Origin of the sequence: Antarctobacter sediminis (genome assembly GCF_019218285.1) — a bacterium.
GTDB lineage: Bacteria > Pseudomonadota > Alphaproteobacteria > Rhodobacterales > Rhodobacteraceae > Antarctobacter > Antarctobacter sediminis.
Genome location: NZ_JAHUZG010000003.1, coordinates 776,733 through 789,291 on the forward strand (window position 1 = coordinate 776,733; position 12,559 = coordinate 789,291).

At 62.0% G+C, this 12,559-nt stretch carries 13 protein-coding genes; 3 read left to right on the plus strand and 10 right to left on the minus strand.

Annotated elements, in window-relative coordinates; genetic code table 11:
• The 3 genes from KJP30_RS18805 to KJP30_RS18815 all read right to left on the minus strand — a co-directional run bounded on the left by KJP30_RS18805 (position 1) and on the right by KJP30_RS18815 (position 2,868).
• Positions 1 to 465: a FixH family protein gene (locus KJP30_RS18805; protein WP_218450866.1), complete on the minus strand. Its 465-nt coding sequence runs from the start codon at positions 463 to 465 to the stop codon at positions 1 to 3.
• Entirely contained in the window at positions 465 to 1,898 is a 1,434-nt protein-coding gene (ccoG, locus tag KJP30_RS18810; protein ID WP_218450984.1) for a cytochrome c oxidase accessory protein CcoG, read from the minus strand. The genes KJP30_RS18805 and ccoG overlap by 1 nt, the downstream gene beginning before the upstream one ends.
• A gap of 94 nt (positions 1,899 to 1,992) precedes the next feature.
• Positions 1,993 to 2,868 (minus strand): LysR family transcriptional regulator, encoded by an 876-nt coding sequence (locus KJP30_RS18815; protein ID WP_218450867.1) that lies wholly within the window; start codon positions 2,866 to 2,868, stop codon positions 1,993 to 1,995.
• Between the two features lie 99 nt (positions 2,869 to 2,967).
• On the opposite strand from KJP30_RS18815, the gene KJP30_RS18820 reads away from it, so the two are divergent.
• Positions 2,968 to 3,123, plus strand: a complete 156-nt coding sequence (locus KJP30_RS18820; protein WP_218450868.1) for a hypothetical protein — start codon at positions 2,968 to 2,970, stop codon at positions 3,121 to 3,123.
• Positions 3,124 to 3,404: 281 nt separating this feature from the next.
• On the opposite strand, the gene KJP30_RS18825 is transcribed toward KJP30_RS18820, so the two are convergent.
• The 5 genes from KJP30_RS18825 to ccoN all read right to left on the minus strand — a co-directional run bounded on the left by KJP30_RS18825 (position 3,405) and on the right by ccoN (position 8,423).
• Positions 3,405 to 4,823, minus strand: a complete 1,419-nt coding sequence (locus tag KJP30_RS18825) for a GGDEF domain-containing protein (protein ID WP_218450869.1) — start codon at positions 4,821 to 4,823, stop codon at positions 3,405 to 3,407.
• A gap of 134 nt (positions 4,824 to 4,957) precedes the next feature.
• Positions 4,958 to 5,848, minus strand: a complete 891-nt coding sequence (ccoP, locus tag KJP30_RS18830; protein ID WP_218450870.1) for a cytochrome-c oxidase, cbb3-type subunit III — start codon at positions 5,846 to 5,848, stop codon at positions 4,958 to 4,960.
• Between the two features lie 13 nt (positions 5,849 to 5,861).
• Positions 5,862 to 6,059 carry a cbb3-type cytochrome c oxidase subunit 3 gene (locus KJP30_RS18835; RefSeq protein ID WP_218450871.1) on the minus strand — a complete coding sequence of 66 codons (198 nt, stop codon included), beginning with the start codon at positions 6,057 to 6,059 and terminating at the stop codon, positions 5,862 to 5,864.
• 12 nt (positions 6,060 to 6,071) lie between these two features.
• Positions 6,072 to 6,800, minus strand: a complete 729-nt coding sequence (gene ccoO, locus KJP30_RS18840) for a cytochrome-c oxidase, cbb3-type subunit II (RefSeq protein ID WP_218450872.1) — start codon at positions 6,798 to 6,800, stop codon at positions 6,072 to 6,074.
• A 12-nt stretch (positions 6,801 to 6,812) separates the two neighbouring features.
• The gene (gene ccoN, locus KJP30_RS18845; protein WP_218450873.1) at positions 6,813 to 8,423 is read right to left on the minus strand and encodes a cytochrome-c oxidase, cbb3-type subunit I; all 1,611 of its coding nucleotides are present in this window, start codon (positions 8,421 to 8,423) and stop codon (positions 6,813 to 6,815) included.
• A 192-nt stretch (positions 8,424 to 8,615) separates the two neighbouring features.
• On the opposite strand from ccoN, the gene KJP30_RS18850 reads away from it, so the two are divergent.
• Positions 8,616 to 9,455, plus strand: coding sequence for a universal stress protein (locus KJP30_RS18850; protein ID WP_218450874.1), 840 nt, complete (start codon positions 8,616 to 8,618; stop codon positions 9,453 to 9,455).
• Between the two features lie 9 nt (positions 9,456 to 9,464).
• Here KJP30_RS18850 and KJP30_RS18855 read toward each other — a convergent pair whose 3' ends face one another.
• Together KJP30_RS18855 and fnrL are read right to left on the minus strand one after the other, a co-directional pair.
• Positions 9,465 to 10,388 carry a PhzF family phenazine biosynthesis protein gene (locus KJP30_RS18855; RefSeq protein WP_343222797.1) on the minus strand — a complete coding sequence of 308 codons (924 nt, stop codon included), beginning with the start codon at positions 10,386 to 10,388 and terminating at the stop codon, positions 9,465 to 9,467.
• A complete protein-coding gene (gene fnrL, locus KJP30_RS18860) occupies positions 10,372 to 11,121 on the minus strand; it encodes a transcriptional regulator FnrL (RefSeq protein WP_218450985.1) in 750 nt (249 codons plus the stop codon). Before fnrL ends, KJP30_RS18855 begins: the two co-directional genes overlap by 17 nt.
• A gap of 64 nt (positions 11,122 to 11,185) precedes the next feature.
• On the opposite strand from fnrL, the gene hemN reads away from it, so the two are divergent.
• Entirely contained in the window at positions 11,186 to 12,541 is a 1,356-nt protein-coding gene (gene hemN, locus KJP30_RS18865; protein WP_218450875.1) for an oxygen-independent coproporphyrinogen III oxidase, read from the plus strand.
• Positions 12,542 to 12,559: the final 18 nt, after the last annotated feature.

The window sequence follows — 12,559 nt, forward strand, 5'->3', positions numbered from 1 at the left end:
TCAGTTCGCCACCGTCATTTGCAGGCGTTGTTCGAACAGCGTGCCGTCAAGGGCGGTCGCCTTCAGCCAGACGTCCCAGTTGCCGGGCCGCAGTGTTTCATGCGCCACGTAGGCGCGGCCATTGAAGGCAAACTCGGGCGTCCGGTCTTCGCTGACATTGGTCGGACGACCGACCGTGGCCGTCAGGTCACGGGTGTGGATCGGACGCCCTTCGTCGTCGGTGATCGACAGGACCAGCATGTCCTGCTCGATCCGCGCCTCGACGTTCCAGCCAAGCGCCTCTTGCGCGGCGCGGCGTTTGTCGAAAGTCTGGCTGGCCACATAGCTGTTGGCCACTTCGAGGCCGGGGAAGGTGCTGACGGCATTGACCGCAAGCGCCACGTTGACCCCGATGATGACGCTGAAGGCACCGCCGAAAATGCCCAGAACGTGCCAGCCGGTCAGCTTGAACTCTTTCTTTGTCATCAGTTCGCCGCTCCATTGAAGATCGTGTCGTTATAGGCCCGGTCTCCGTTGGTCAGATCCTCGACCCAGAACCGGAATTCCGTCCGTTCCGCCATTGCAGGACCCGACGAGGGCGGCGCAATAACATAGACCTTTTGCAGGTAGGTTTCATTGGCGGGCACGTCCACGGTTTCATAGGGCGTGCCTTCCAACTGGATCCGTAGGGTCGGATCGCCGTGCACGGTCAGCCGGAACGGGCGGTCCTCGCCATGTTTGTTCAGCAGGCGGACATCATAGGTATTGCGGATCGACCCATCGGAGAGCGTGACAAAGGTGGGGTTGCGGACCGGGGCAACCGTCATCTCGATTTCCGGGCGGATGAACAGCGCAAAGACCAATCCGATACCCACAAGCGACCAAAGCGCCGTGTACATGATCGTGCGCACACGGAACACGTGGTGCCAGATCGGGCGGGGTGTGTTGCCTTCGCGTTCCCGCGGTTCATCGGACAGCGCGAGATAGTCGATCAACCCGCGCGGTTTGCCGATCTTTGCCATGACGTCGTCGCAGGCGTCGATGCACAGCGCGCAGGTGATGCATTCCAGTTGCTGGCCGTCGCGGATGTCGATGCCCATTGGGCAGACGTTGACGCAGGCCATGCAATCGATGCAATCGCCCAGTTGCTCGGCCCCTTCGGACTTGCGGTGCTTGCCGCGCGGTTCGCCGCGCCATTCGCGATAACCGACAGTCAGCGTGTCCTCGTCCATCATGGCAGCCTGAATGCGGGGCCAAGGGCAGGCGTAGATGCAGATCTGTTCGCGCGCAAAGCCGCCAAAGAAAAAGGTCGTCGCGGTCAGGATCAGCATGGTCGTATAGGCGACGGGATGCGCCTGCCCGGTGACAAGATCGACCAGCAGGGTCGGCGCATCGGCAAAATAGAAAACCCATGCGCCGCCGGTGGCCAGACCGATCAGGAACCAAGCGACCCATTTTGTGACGCGCAGCCGGGCCTTGCGGAAATCCAGCTTTTTCTGGCGGTGCAGGCGGAGGCGGGCGTTGCGGTCGCCCTCGATCCAGCGTTCGACAAGGATGTAGAGATCCGTCCAGACGGTCTGGGGGCAGGCATAGCCGCACCAGACGCGCCCCAGCGCCGAGGTGAACAGGAACAATCCAAGCCCGGCCATGATCAACAGGCCCGCGACAAAATAGAACTCATGCGGCCAGATCTCGATCCAGAAGAAAAAGAACCGGCGGTTGGCAAGGTCGATCAGCACGGCCTGATCGGGCAGTTGCGGCCCGCGATCCCAGCGCAGCCAAGGCGTAATATAGTAGATCCCCAAGGTGACGATCATGATCACCCACTTGAGATTGCGGAATTTTCCGCTGACCCGACGTGGAAAGATCGGTTCGCGTGCTGCGTATAGGGAAGGGGCCGGTGAATTGCTGTCGGACACGGGGAATCGCTCCGTTGGGATCTGGATTTGGGGCCGGTTTTCCCAGAGCGCGGCTGCCGGAGCTTTGACCTGCATCAATTTTTGAATTTGTGACTCAGGTTTTCGCTGCTTCGCGGCGGAGCCAGGTCAGGAAGGCCTTGAGCGGCGGGCGCGGCACTCCGGGGCGCGTAACGATATGATACCCCTTTTCCAGCTTGTCCTCGAACAGTTTGCGCAGCCGTCCGGCCTGAATATCGGGTTCGACGAACACACCTGCGACAATGGCAACCCCCTGACCGGCGCGGGCCGCTTCCAGCATGTGGTTGCCGGGCAGGGCGGTATAGCCGCGCCCCGCGTCACGGTCGACGCCATGCTGGGCAAACCATTCGGTCGCTTCGTTGGTGCCAAGCTCTTGCAGCCAATGATAGTCGCGCAGGTCAGCGGGAGAGGTCACGGGCCTGTCCCCCACCAGATCCGGGGCGGCAACCACCACGATGGGAGAGCGGATCAGTAATTCCGAGTCCAGCCCGGGCCATTGTCCATCGCCATATCGCAGCGCCATGTCAAACCCGCCGGGTTCCATCGGTTGCACCCGTGCCGAGGGGTCGATCATCAGGTTGATGTCTGGGTGTATCTCACGAAAGCCGGGCAGGCGGGGCATAAGCCATGCGGCGGCAAAGGTGGGCGTGACCGAGATCTGCAACGGGCGCGAGGCATCCGCGCCGGTCAGCGCCTCCACGGTCAGGGCGATGGTGCCGAAACCCTCGATCAGGCAGCGGGCCAGGGTCTCTCCCTCGGCGGTCAGTTCCAGCTTGCGCCCGCGACGATCCAGCAGCGCAACGCCCATGTGGGCCTCCAGCGCGCGCATCTGTTGGCTGATGGCAGCATGGCTAACATTCAGCGCCGCACCGGCAGCGTTGACGGATCTCGTTTCGGCATATGCACAAAAGGCGCGCAAGGCGGACAGCGGTGGCAGGTTCGACCAGTTCATGTGTAAGCGTGAGTTACATGTTTGATTTATTCCTGAGTCGCATGGCAGGCCCCGAACCGTCAAGGTTGGGCATGACCTGAACATGCAAAGGAGGCCAGGATGTTCGGAATTCTTGCAAAGAGCTTTCTCACCGCCACGCGGAACATTTCGGGCGCACAGCGCCCGACGGCAGAGGATTTGCCAAAACTGGGCTGGCTGGATGAGGTCCTGCCGTTTCGCCACCACGCCGGCCACAGGAGCGGGCGCGATGATTGATCCTGTCGTCTACCGGCCCGATCTTTGGCGGGCGGCCCCGGGCCCCGGGCAAACGACCGGGCAAGCATCGGGGCAAACGCGCAAAGCGTACCGTTCCCCGGTGAAAGTGCAAATGCGGTAAGGGATGCAAAAGGGCGCTGGTGTCCCAGGAAACGCGCGAACAGGACAGGACACCAGCGCCATACCCAACCCCTTGAGGCCGGGAAAAGTGCGTCGGGATCTTGATCCCGACGACCTTGAGCAGAGAATAGCAGGACGGCCCGGCACGGCCTTGACCTGAGTCAAGTCGCCGGGCTGCGATGCCGGATTTTTTGACCTGCCGAGGTCAGTGCGCTGGTTTTCTGCATCGGTGTCGGCAGACCGGCGATCTTGCGGTTGCTGACCACGCGATTGCGACCGCCGTTCTTGGCGGAATAAAGCGCGATGTCCGCGCATTTCAGCCAATGGTCCTCACCATCCAGATCAGGGTCCAGCTCGGCCACGCCGAAACTCGCCGTCATCGGAGGCACTTCCGACGTGGGGGGCGGAGCGGCGGCGATGCGCATGCGCAGAGACTCGGCCAGAATTGCGGCGCTGTCGGCGCAGGTGCCGGGCAGGATCAGGCCGAACTCCTCGCCGCCGACACGGTAGAGCCGCACCTTATCCTGAAGGTTTTTGCGCACGCGCTGTACGATTTCGATCAGGGCGCGGTCGCCCATGTCATGCCCATAGCCGTCATTGATCGACTTGAAATGGTCGATGTCGAACAGGATCAGGCTGGCCGTGGCATCGTTGCGGCGCACGGTGCGGAACACCTCGGCCAGATCGTTTCGGAACTGGCGGGCACTGTTCGCTCCGGTCAGCCAATCTCGTTTGGCGGCGGTTTCCAGAGCTTGCATCGTAGCCGCGCTGGCCATTTGCTGCCCAAGCGCCGCGCTCAGCAGGCTGACCATCTCACGTTCCACGGGGGTGAAACCGGGGCGTTCGTCCGGCCCCTGAAAGCAAAGCGTGCCGATCCGTTCGCCGCCGACGGTAAGGGGCGTGCTGATGTGAGTCATCATCCGGTGCGGCCCCAAGGCAAAGCCCTGACCCGAAGGGCAAAGATGCAGGGCGACGGGGGTGCCGGCACAAAGGGTTTCGCCACAATCCTGCGCGGCGCGGCACAGGCGCAAACCGGGCGTGATGCCGGGGATCAGGGAACGGGCATGGCTAACGGTCAGGCCGCCGTTTTCAAGCCGCGTGGCCATGGCGACAGGCATGCGCAGATAGTCGCGCCCAAGCGCAAGGATCGCGTCGATCTTTTGCGCCGGGCATGTTGACTGGTCGGATAGGAGCGCCAACAAGTCGCCGCGCGCCATGGCGCCCCGATGGTCCTGTGTGACGTCGCGCAGCCTGACCACCCAGCACGATGGACCGTCGTTCGGTAGGCTGATCGACCATCGGGTGACCTGTGCGCGGATGCGGGTGCCGTCCATGTGGCGATAAAATTCGGTATCGCCCGAACCCGGCAGGTCCGATTCAGCGCGAAGATCGGCTTCGCTGCGGCCAAGCAGATTGGACGCGTCGACCCCGATCAACGCCGCGAAGGCGGACGACACCCAAAGGATGCGGTGCGATGAATCCGTGACCAGCACGGGATCCGGGCAGGCCGCGAAAAGCGGTTCGATCCATCCTGTGATGTCATCGGCTGCCATGGGCAAGCCGTGGGTCGATCCGGTCATGCGCGTATCCATACTTGGAGGTGCGCTCGGTGATCGGTGAATTTGTTTTAGATTGTGTGAACTTTTTGTGTCGAAAGCAAAGAAAAGCCCCCCGCGCCATGGCGCGAGGGGCGATCTCATGGTCCGTGCAGGGATCAGTCTTCGGAGGCTTCGCCGCCGCCCAGACCGTGGACATAGACCGCAACAGCGCGGATCTCTGCCTCGGTCAGGTCGGCACCGCCCATTGGGGGCATCATGCCGTAGCGCGAGTTCCAGACCGTTTCCTTGATGGTGTCGAAGTCACCACCGTAAAGCCAGATCGCATCGCTGAGGTTGGGCGCCCCCAGGGTGCGGTCGCCTTTTGCGTCATCGGCGTGACAGGAGGCGCAGTTGTCGAGGTAGACAGTCTCACCTTCGGCCACCAGCGAAGCGTCCTTTGGCTCGCCGGACAGGGACATCACGTAGTTGACTACCTGATCGATCTGTTCCGGCGGCAACAGTTCATCCCGCCCAAAGGCCGGCATTTCCGACTGACGCAGCCAATCGCCATCGGCGTCGGCCTGATCGCGGATGCCAACCGACACCGTGGTGTGAATCGCCTCGATCGAACCGCCCCAAAGCCAGTCGTCGTCCAGAAGGTTGGGATAGCCCTTTGCACCTGCGGCACCGGACCCGTGGCACTGGGCGCACCATGTCAAAAAGACCGCCGCGCCCGCGTTATTGGCATATTGCAGCAGTTCCGGGTCATCGGCGATGGCCGTAAGCTCTGCTGCCGCCAGCTTTGCGTTGATCGGCCCCAGCTCCGCCTCGTGGTCGGAGATGGCCTTTTCAACGTTTCCGCGGGTCGAATAGCCCAAAAGCCCGGGAGTTGCCCCCGAAATGCCCGGCCATGCGGGATAGGCGATGGTATAGCCGATCCCCCAGACGATGCAGGCGTAGAAGGTCCAGAGCCACCACTTGGGCAGCGGCTTGTTGTACTCTTCAATACCGTCCCACGAATGGCCTGTCGTCTCGTAGTCGAGATCGTCTTTTTTCTTGTCACTCATTGTCCCGGCCTCCTCAGTTTGCGGCGGGTGTGTCTGCGCCGTGGTCGGGCGCGGGTCGGTCATCGTGGCGGAACGGGATGTTGGCCGTATCCTCGTGGATCTTTCCCGATCCGGGCCGGAAGGCCCAGATCACGATCCCCACGAAGAAGCCGAACATCGCCAGCAGCCCCCAGCTGTCAGCCAGTTCACGAAGGAAGGAATAGGTTTCCATAGTGTCCTCCGCTTACCGGCTGGCGTCGGGCGTGAAGGTCGAGAAATCGACCAGCGTGCCCAGCATCTGGAGGTAGGCGATCAGCGCGTCCGCTTCGGAAATGCCGGGGGCACCGTCAAAGTTGCGGACGTTTACGCTTTCGCCGTAGCGCTCCAGCAGACCGTCGAAATCGCTGTCGGGATCGGCCTGAGCCTTGAAGTCCGCCTGCGCCGCTTCGATCATCTCGTCCGTGTAGGGAACGCCGACGATGCGGTTGGTCTTCATTAGGTCGGCGATGTAGGTGCCTTCGATCAGCTTGGCTTCGAGGAAACCGTATTTGGGCATGACCGATTCCGGCACAACTGACTGCGGGTCGCGCAGGTGGTCGACGTGCCATTCATCCGAATAGCGGCCACCGACACGGGCCAGATCGGGGCCGGTGCGCTTGGACCCCCACTGGAACGGGTGGTCGTATTTCGATTCCACCGCCAGCGAATAGTGACCGTAGCGTTCTACCTCGTCCCGCATGGGGCGGATCATCTGGCTGTGGCAGACGTAGCAACCCTCGCGCAGGTAGACCTCGCGCCCCGCCAGTTCCAGCGGCGTATAGGGGCGCATGCCTTCAACGTCCTCGATGGTGTTTTCGAGGTAGAACAGCGGCACGATCTGCACCAGCCCCCCGATGGTCACCACGAGAAAGGCAAAGATGGCCAACAGCGTGACGTTCTTTTCAAGGATGGCGTGTTTGTTGAGAATGCTCATGTCCGGTCCTCCTTATTCGGCCGGAGTGGCATGGGCCGTGGCGACATTGGCCTCGACGGCCGGTGCCCGCTTAACGGTCATCCACAGGTTGTAGCACATGATCACGCCACCCACGACGTAGAGCACACCGCCAAGGGCACGCACGACGTACATCGGGAACTTGGCGCCCACGGTGTCGGCGAAAGAGTTGACGAGGAAGCCGTTGGCATCCACTTCGCGCCACATCAGGCCTTCCATGATGCCTGTCACCCACATGGATGCCGCGTAGAGAACGATGCCGATCGTGGCGAGCCAGAAGTGCCAGGACACCATCGAAAGCGAATACAGACGCTCGCGGTTCCACAGTTTCGGCACAAGGTAGTAGAGCGCGCCAAAGGTGATCATGCCGTTCCAGCCAAGCGCGCCAGAATGCACGTGGCCAATCGTCCAGTCGGTATAGTGCGAAAGCGAGTTCACCGCACGGATCGACATCATCGGGCCTTCGAAGGTGGACATGCCGTAGAAGCCGACAGAGATCACCATCATGCGGATAACCGGGTCGGTGCGCAGCTTGTCCCACGCGCCCGAAAGCGTCATCAGGCCGTTGATCATGCCGCCCCAGCTGGGCATCCACAGCACGACCGAGAACACCATGCCAAGGGTCGAGGCCCAGTCAGGCAGGGCCGTATAGTGCAGGTGGTGCGGACCGGCCCAGATGTAGATGAAGATCAGCGCCCAGAAGTGGATGATCGACAGTTTGTACGAAAAGACGGGACGTTCGGCCTGTTTCGGGATGAAGTAATACATCATGCCCAGGAAACCCGCGGTCAGGAAAAAGCCCACGGCGTTGTGGCCGTACCACCACTGGGTCATCGCATCCTGCACACCCGAGAAGACCTGAACCGATTTGGATCCCCAGATCGACACCGGGATCGCCAGGTTGTTGAAAACGTGCAGCATGGCAACGGTCAGGATGAAAGACAGGTAGAACCAGTTCGCCACGTAGATGTGGGGCTCTTTGCGCTTGACCAGCGTGCCCACAAAAACGGCCAGATAGGCGACCCAGACGATCGTCAGCCACCAGTCGACATACCATTCCGGTTCGGCATATTCCTTGGCGTGGGTCGACCCCAGCACATAGCCGGTCGCCGCCAGCACGATGAACAGGTTGTAGCCCCAGAACACGAACCACGCGAGGTTGCCGCCCCACAGACGCGCCGCCGAGGTGCGCTGCACCACGTAAAAAGAGGTCGCGATCAGGGCGTTGCCACCAAAGGCAAAGATCACGGCGCTGGTGTGCAGCGGGCGCAGGCGGCCAAAGTTCAGGTAACCCTGTGCCCAGTCGAAGTTGAGCACCGGAAAAGCCAGCTGGGCGGCGATGAACGTCCCGGCAAGGAAGCCGATGACCCCCCAGAATGCGGTTGCGGTTACGCCGGCGCGCACGACGCCGTCCATGTATTCGTTTTGCGGAGCCGGGGTGGCCGGTTCGTCAGTGTGGCGAAGGACCCACAGGAACAGTCCGGCAGAGACTGCCAGAACGATGATCGCATGGACCATGTAAGCCACATCGCGTGCATAGTTGATCGCAACCATCGAGAAGATGGCGATCAATCCCAGCACGATGAGCTTGAGATAATTCAACATTTTTCGTCCCTTCGTCTTACCTCCGCGATTCGTTGGTCGCAGGGGCGGTTTTAGACTGGGGTCGTCCTAACGATGTTGGGTCAAAGGCATCCTTGATCTGCATCAATGGAACGCAACGCGGACATTGACACCTGTCAAAGTGCGACGAAAGGCGCGGGGTTAGCTTGGCCACATGCAGCGACGGAGACGCAAATGTCCTTCAAGTCTATCTTAACGGTCGCAACTGACCATGATCTTCTGCCCTCGACACTGGCCCATGCCGCCAGCGTGGCCGAGGCCTATGATGCCCATCTTGGCGCGCTCTGCTTTGGCGTCGATCGTACGCAGACCGGCTATTACTACGCCGGGGCCAATGCGATGGTGCTTCAGGAAACGCTTCAGCGCGCCACGGCCGAGGCGGAGGCGCTGGCCGAAGCCGCGCGCGCTGCGCTGGACAAGACCAACGCCGTCTGGAGCGTCGATCACGGGGTGGCGCAGCTTGCTGACATCGGACGGCACGTGGCATCGCGTGCACGGTTCACCGATCTGGTGGTGCTGCCGCAGCCCTATGGCGATGGCAAGGGGGTCGAACTGGAACCGGTGCTGGAAGGCGCACTGTTCGAAGGGCAGGTGCCCGTGATGGTGGTGCCCGATACCGTCGAACCGGCCACCAGCCCAAAGCGTATCGTCGTCGGCTGGAACGAAAGTAACGAGGCGCTGCGCGCCCTGCGCAGCGCGATGCCGTTGTTGGTTGAGGCCGATACCGTCCACGTGGTGGTGATCGACCCGCCGAAACACGGGCCGAACCGGTCGGATCCCGGTGGCATGGTGTCCGAGTTCCTTGCCCGTCATGGCGTGAAAACCGAAATCGACGTGCTGGCCAAGACGCTGCCGCGCGTATCGGACGTGATGCTGCGCCACGTCTCGGACATCAATGCCGACATGGTGGTCATGGGCGCCTACGGTCATTCGCGGTTTCGCGAGGCAATCCTTGGCGGTGCCACCCGCAACATGCTGGAGCAGGCGGGCGTCACGGTTTTTATGGCGCATTGAGCGCGGGAATTACCCTTGCGGAGGGCGGATGCGCCCTTCGCTGACCTGGACCGCCGATCCGCTGACGTGAATCGCTGCAAGCGCGCCGCCCTGCACCTTGATGCGCAGGCCGATCTGGCTGGGGCGGCCCATGTCGGCTCCCTGTTCCAGCATCAAGCGCGTCTCACCTTCGGTCAGGCCGCCCGATGCCAAAAGCTGTGCCGCCAGAATGGCCGAAGCCGATCCTGTGGCCGGATCTTCGGGAATCCCGTCGACGGGCGCGAACATGCGCGCCGTGAAATCCGCCCCCTGTCCGGGCGAATAGAGGTAATGCGAGGCAATGCCCGATGCGTTGCACAGCGCCTCCCATTCGGCGCCGTTGGGGCGCGCGGCGGACAGGGCCGCGCGGTCGCGTAGCGGGATATAGCCAAAGGTGGGGCCGCCTTGCCAGATCCCGGGGCGATGCGCGCCAAAGCCGATCTGTTCGGGCACCAGCCCAAGCGCCGCGGCAATCTGCACGGCATCTGGCATCTCGCCGCAATCGGCGGCAAAGGGCAGGACCGGCGCACGGAACTCTGCCCCGATGCGCCCGTCCTGGCGCCAAACTTCGACCGGAACCAGTCCGGCGATCTCTTCCAGTGTGATCGTCGTCCGGAATGCGCCCTGAGGCGCAGTTTTCAAGGCCAGGTGAATCGCACACCCGATGGTCGGGTGCCCGGCAAAGGGGATCTCTGCGGTCGGGAAGAAAATCCGCACACTTGCCGTATGGGCCGGATCCACAGGGCGGCGGATAAAAATGGTCTCGGACAGGTTGAACTCACGCGCGATGGTCTGCATCGCGGAATCGCTCAGACTGTCGGCGGCTTCGACGATGGCCAGTGGGTTCCCGGCATAAGCCGTATCGGTAAAGACGTCGCAGGTGACAAAGTGCAGGGGGTCAGACAAGCAGTCCACCATCAGCGTCGTCGCCTGCTTCATCCATCAGGCGGGACATGTCCGGCACGGTGACATGCCGCTTGCCTTCAAGTTCGATCACGCCGTCCTTTTTCAGGGCCGAGATCTGGCGGCTGACCGTTTCCAGTGTCAGACCAAGATAATCGGCCATGGCTTCGCGGGTCAGGGGCAGATCGAACACGATCGGGCCTTCGCCCGGGCCGCGCATGTTCAGCGTCGCATCCCGGCGGGCGATGATCGACAGAAGCGACGCGATCTTTTCGCGGGCAGTCTTGCGGCCCAGCACAAGCATCCATTCGCGCGCCGCGTCCAGTTCGTCCAGCGTCATTTCCAGCAGGCGCTGGGCAATATGCGGCGTGCGTTTCATAAGTTCTTCGAAGGGCGCGCGGCGAAAACAGCACATGACCACATCGGTCGTGGCCACCACGTCATAGGCGGCCATGTTGCGCCCCGGCCGGCCCACGAAATCGCTGGGCAGTAGCAGGCCGACCATCTGCGTGCGGCCGTCTTCCATCGCCTGGCTGAGCGTGGCGATCCCCGACACGACCGACCCAACGAAATCCATCCGGTCACCGGCCCAGATGATCGACTGGCCGGCTTCGAACTTGCGGTAATACTTGATCTGCTCGAGGCTCTCGAGTTCGTCGCTTTCGCAGCGGGCACAGACAGCACGGTGCCGGATCGGGCAGTCGCCGCATTCCGGGGCGACCGTCAAGCTACGTTCATTCAGCATTTCACCTGCCTCTTGTTGATCTGCGTCAAAGCCCTGCAAATCGCGGTGCCCTAACCGTACGTCCATGGCGAACCGAACTCAACTCGCGCGGCTTGGCCTCTTCGATGCCAAAGTGCCGCGATACACCTCATACCCGACTGCACCGCATTTCGACGGTGATGTCGGGCCGGCGCGATTCGAGGAATGGATCCGCTCTGTTCCTATAAATGGTAACATATCGCTTTACTTGCATGTACCTTTTTGCCGCAGGTTGTGCTGGTTTTGCGCATGCCGAACGCAGGGCACAGCGACTCTGGGGCCGGTTGAATCCTATGTGGGGGTTCTGGAACAGGAGTTGAAACTGCTTCGCGCGGCTTTGCCGCAGGGGGTGCGGCTGTCGCGGTTGCACTGGGGCGGCGGGACGCCGACGCTTTTGTCCCCTGAGTTGATGAAACGGCTGATCGCGGCCACCCGCGACGTGGCTGATTTTGCCGATGGATACGAGTTTTCGGTGGAAATCGACCCGAACGAGATCGACGAGGAACGGCTGGACACCTTGGCTGACGGCGGAATGAACCGGGCCTCGATCGGAGTGCAGGACTTCGATCCGCAGATCCAGGACGCCATTGGCCGCGAACAAGGGTATGACGTGACCCGTGCCGCGGTCGAGATGATCCGGGCGCGCGGGGTGCAAAGCCTGAATGCCGACATCCTGTTCGGCCTGCCGCATCAAAGCAAGGCACGGATCACCGAGACCGTGCAAAAGCTGCTTAGCTTCGCGCCGGATCGGGTGGCGCTTTATGGGTATGCGCATGTGCCGTGGATGGCCAAGCGGCAGCAGATGCTGCCGTCGGATGCGCTGCCTACGCCGCAAGAACGGTTGGACCTTTTCGATACCGCGCGCCGCCTGTTTGTCTGGGACGGCTACGACGAGATCGGGATCGACCATTTCGCGACCAAGGAAGACGGTCTGTCCGTGGCACAGCGGAACGGCAAGCTGCGGCGCAATTTCCAAGGCTACACCGACGATACCTCGGATTACCTGATCGGGCTGGGGGCGTCTTCGATCTCGAAGTTCCCGCAGGGGTTTGCGCAGAACGCGTCAAGCACGTCCAAATATATCGCTGCCGTCCGCGACGGACAGTTTTCGACCGCCCGCGGCCATTGCTTCAAGGGGGAGGACAAGTTGCGCAGCCGCCTGATCGAGGCCCTGATGTGCGACTTCCGCATCGACGCGCACGAGATTCAGCGGGATTTCAACGTCACGCGCGATGTGCTGTTCCGCATGTTCCGCGAAGCCAACAGCCGTTTCGAAAACATGCTGGAGGTAACAGAAGACGGGCTGTTCATCCCGCGTGAGGCACGGCCTCTGACGCGGATGATCGCACGTGGTTTTGACACCTACGATCTGTCAAAGGCAGGCCATTCCAGCGCGATCTGAGCTAGGGGCCGGGCGGTG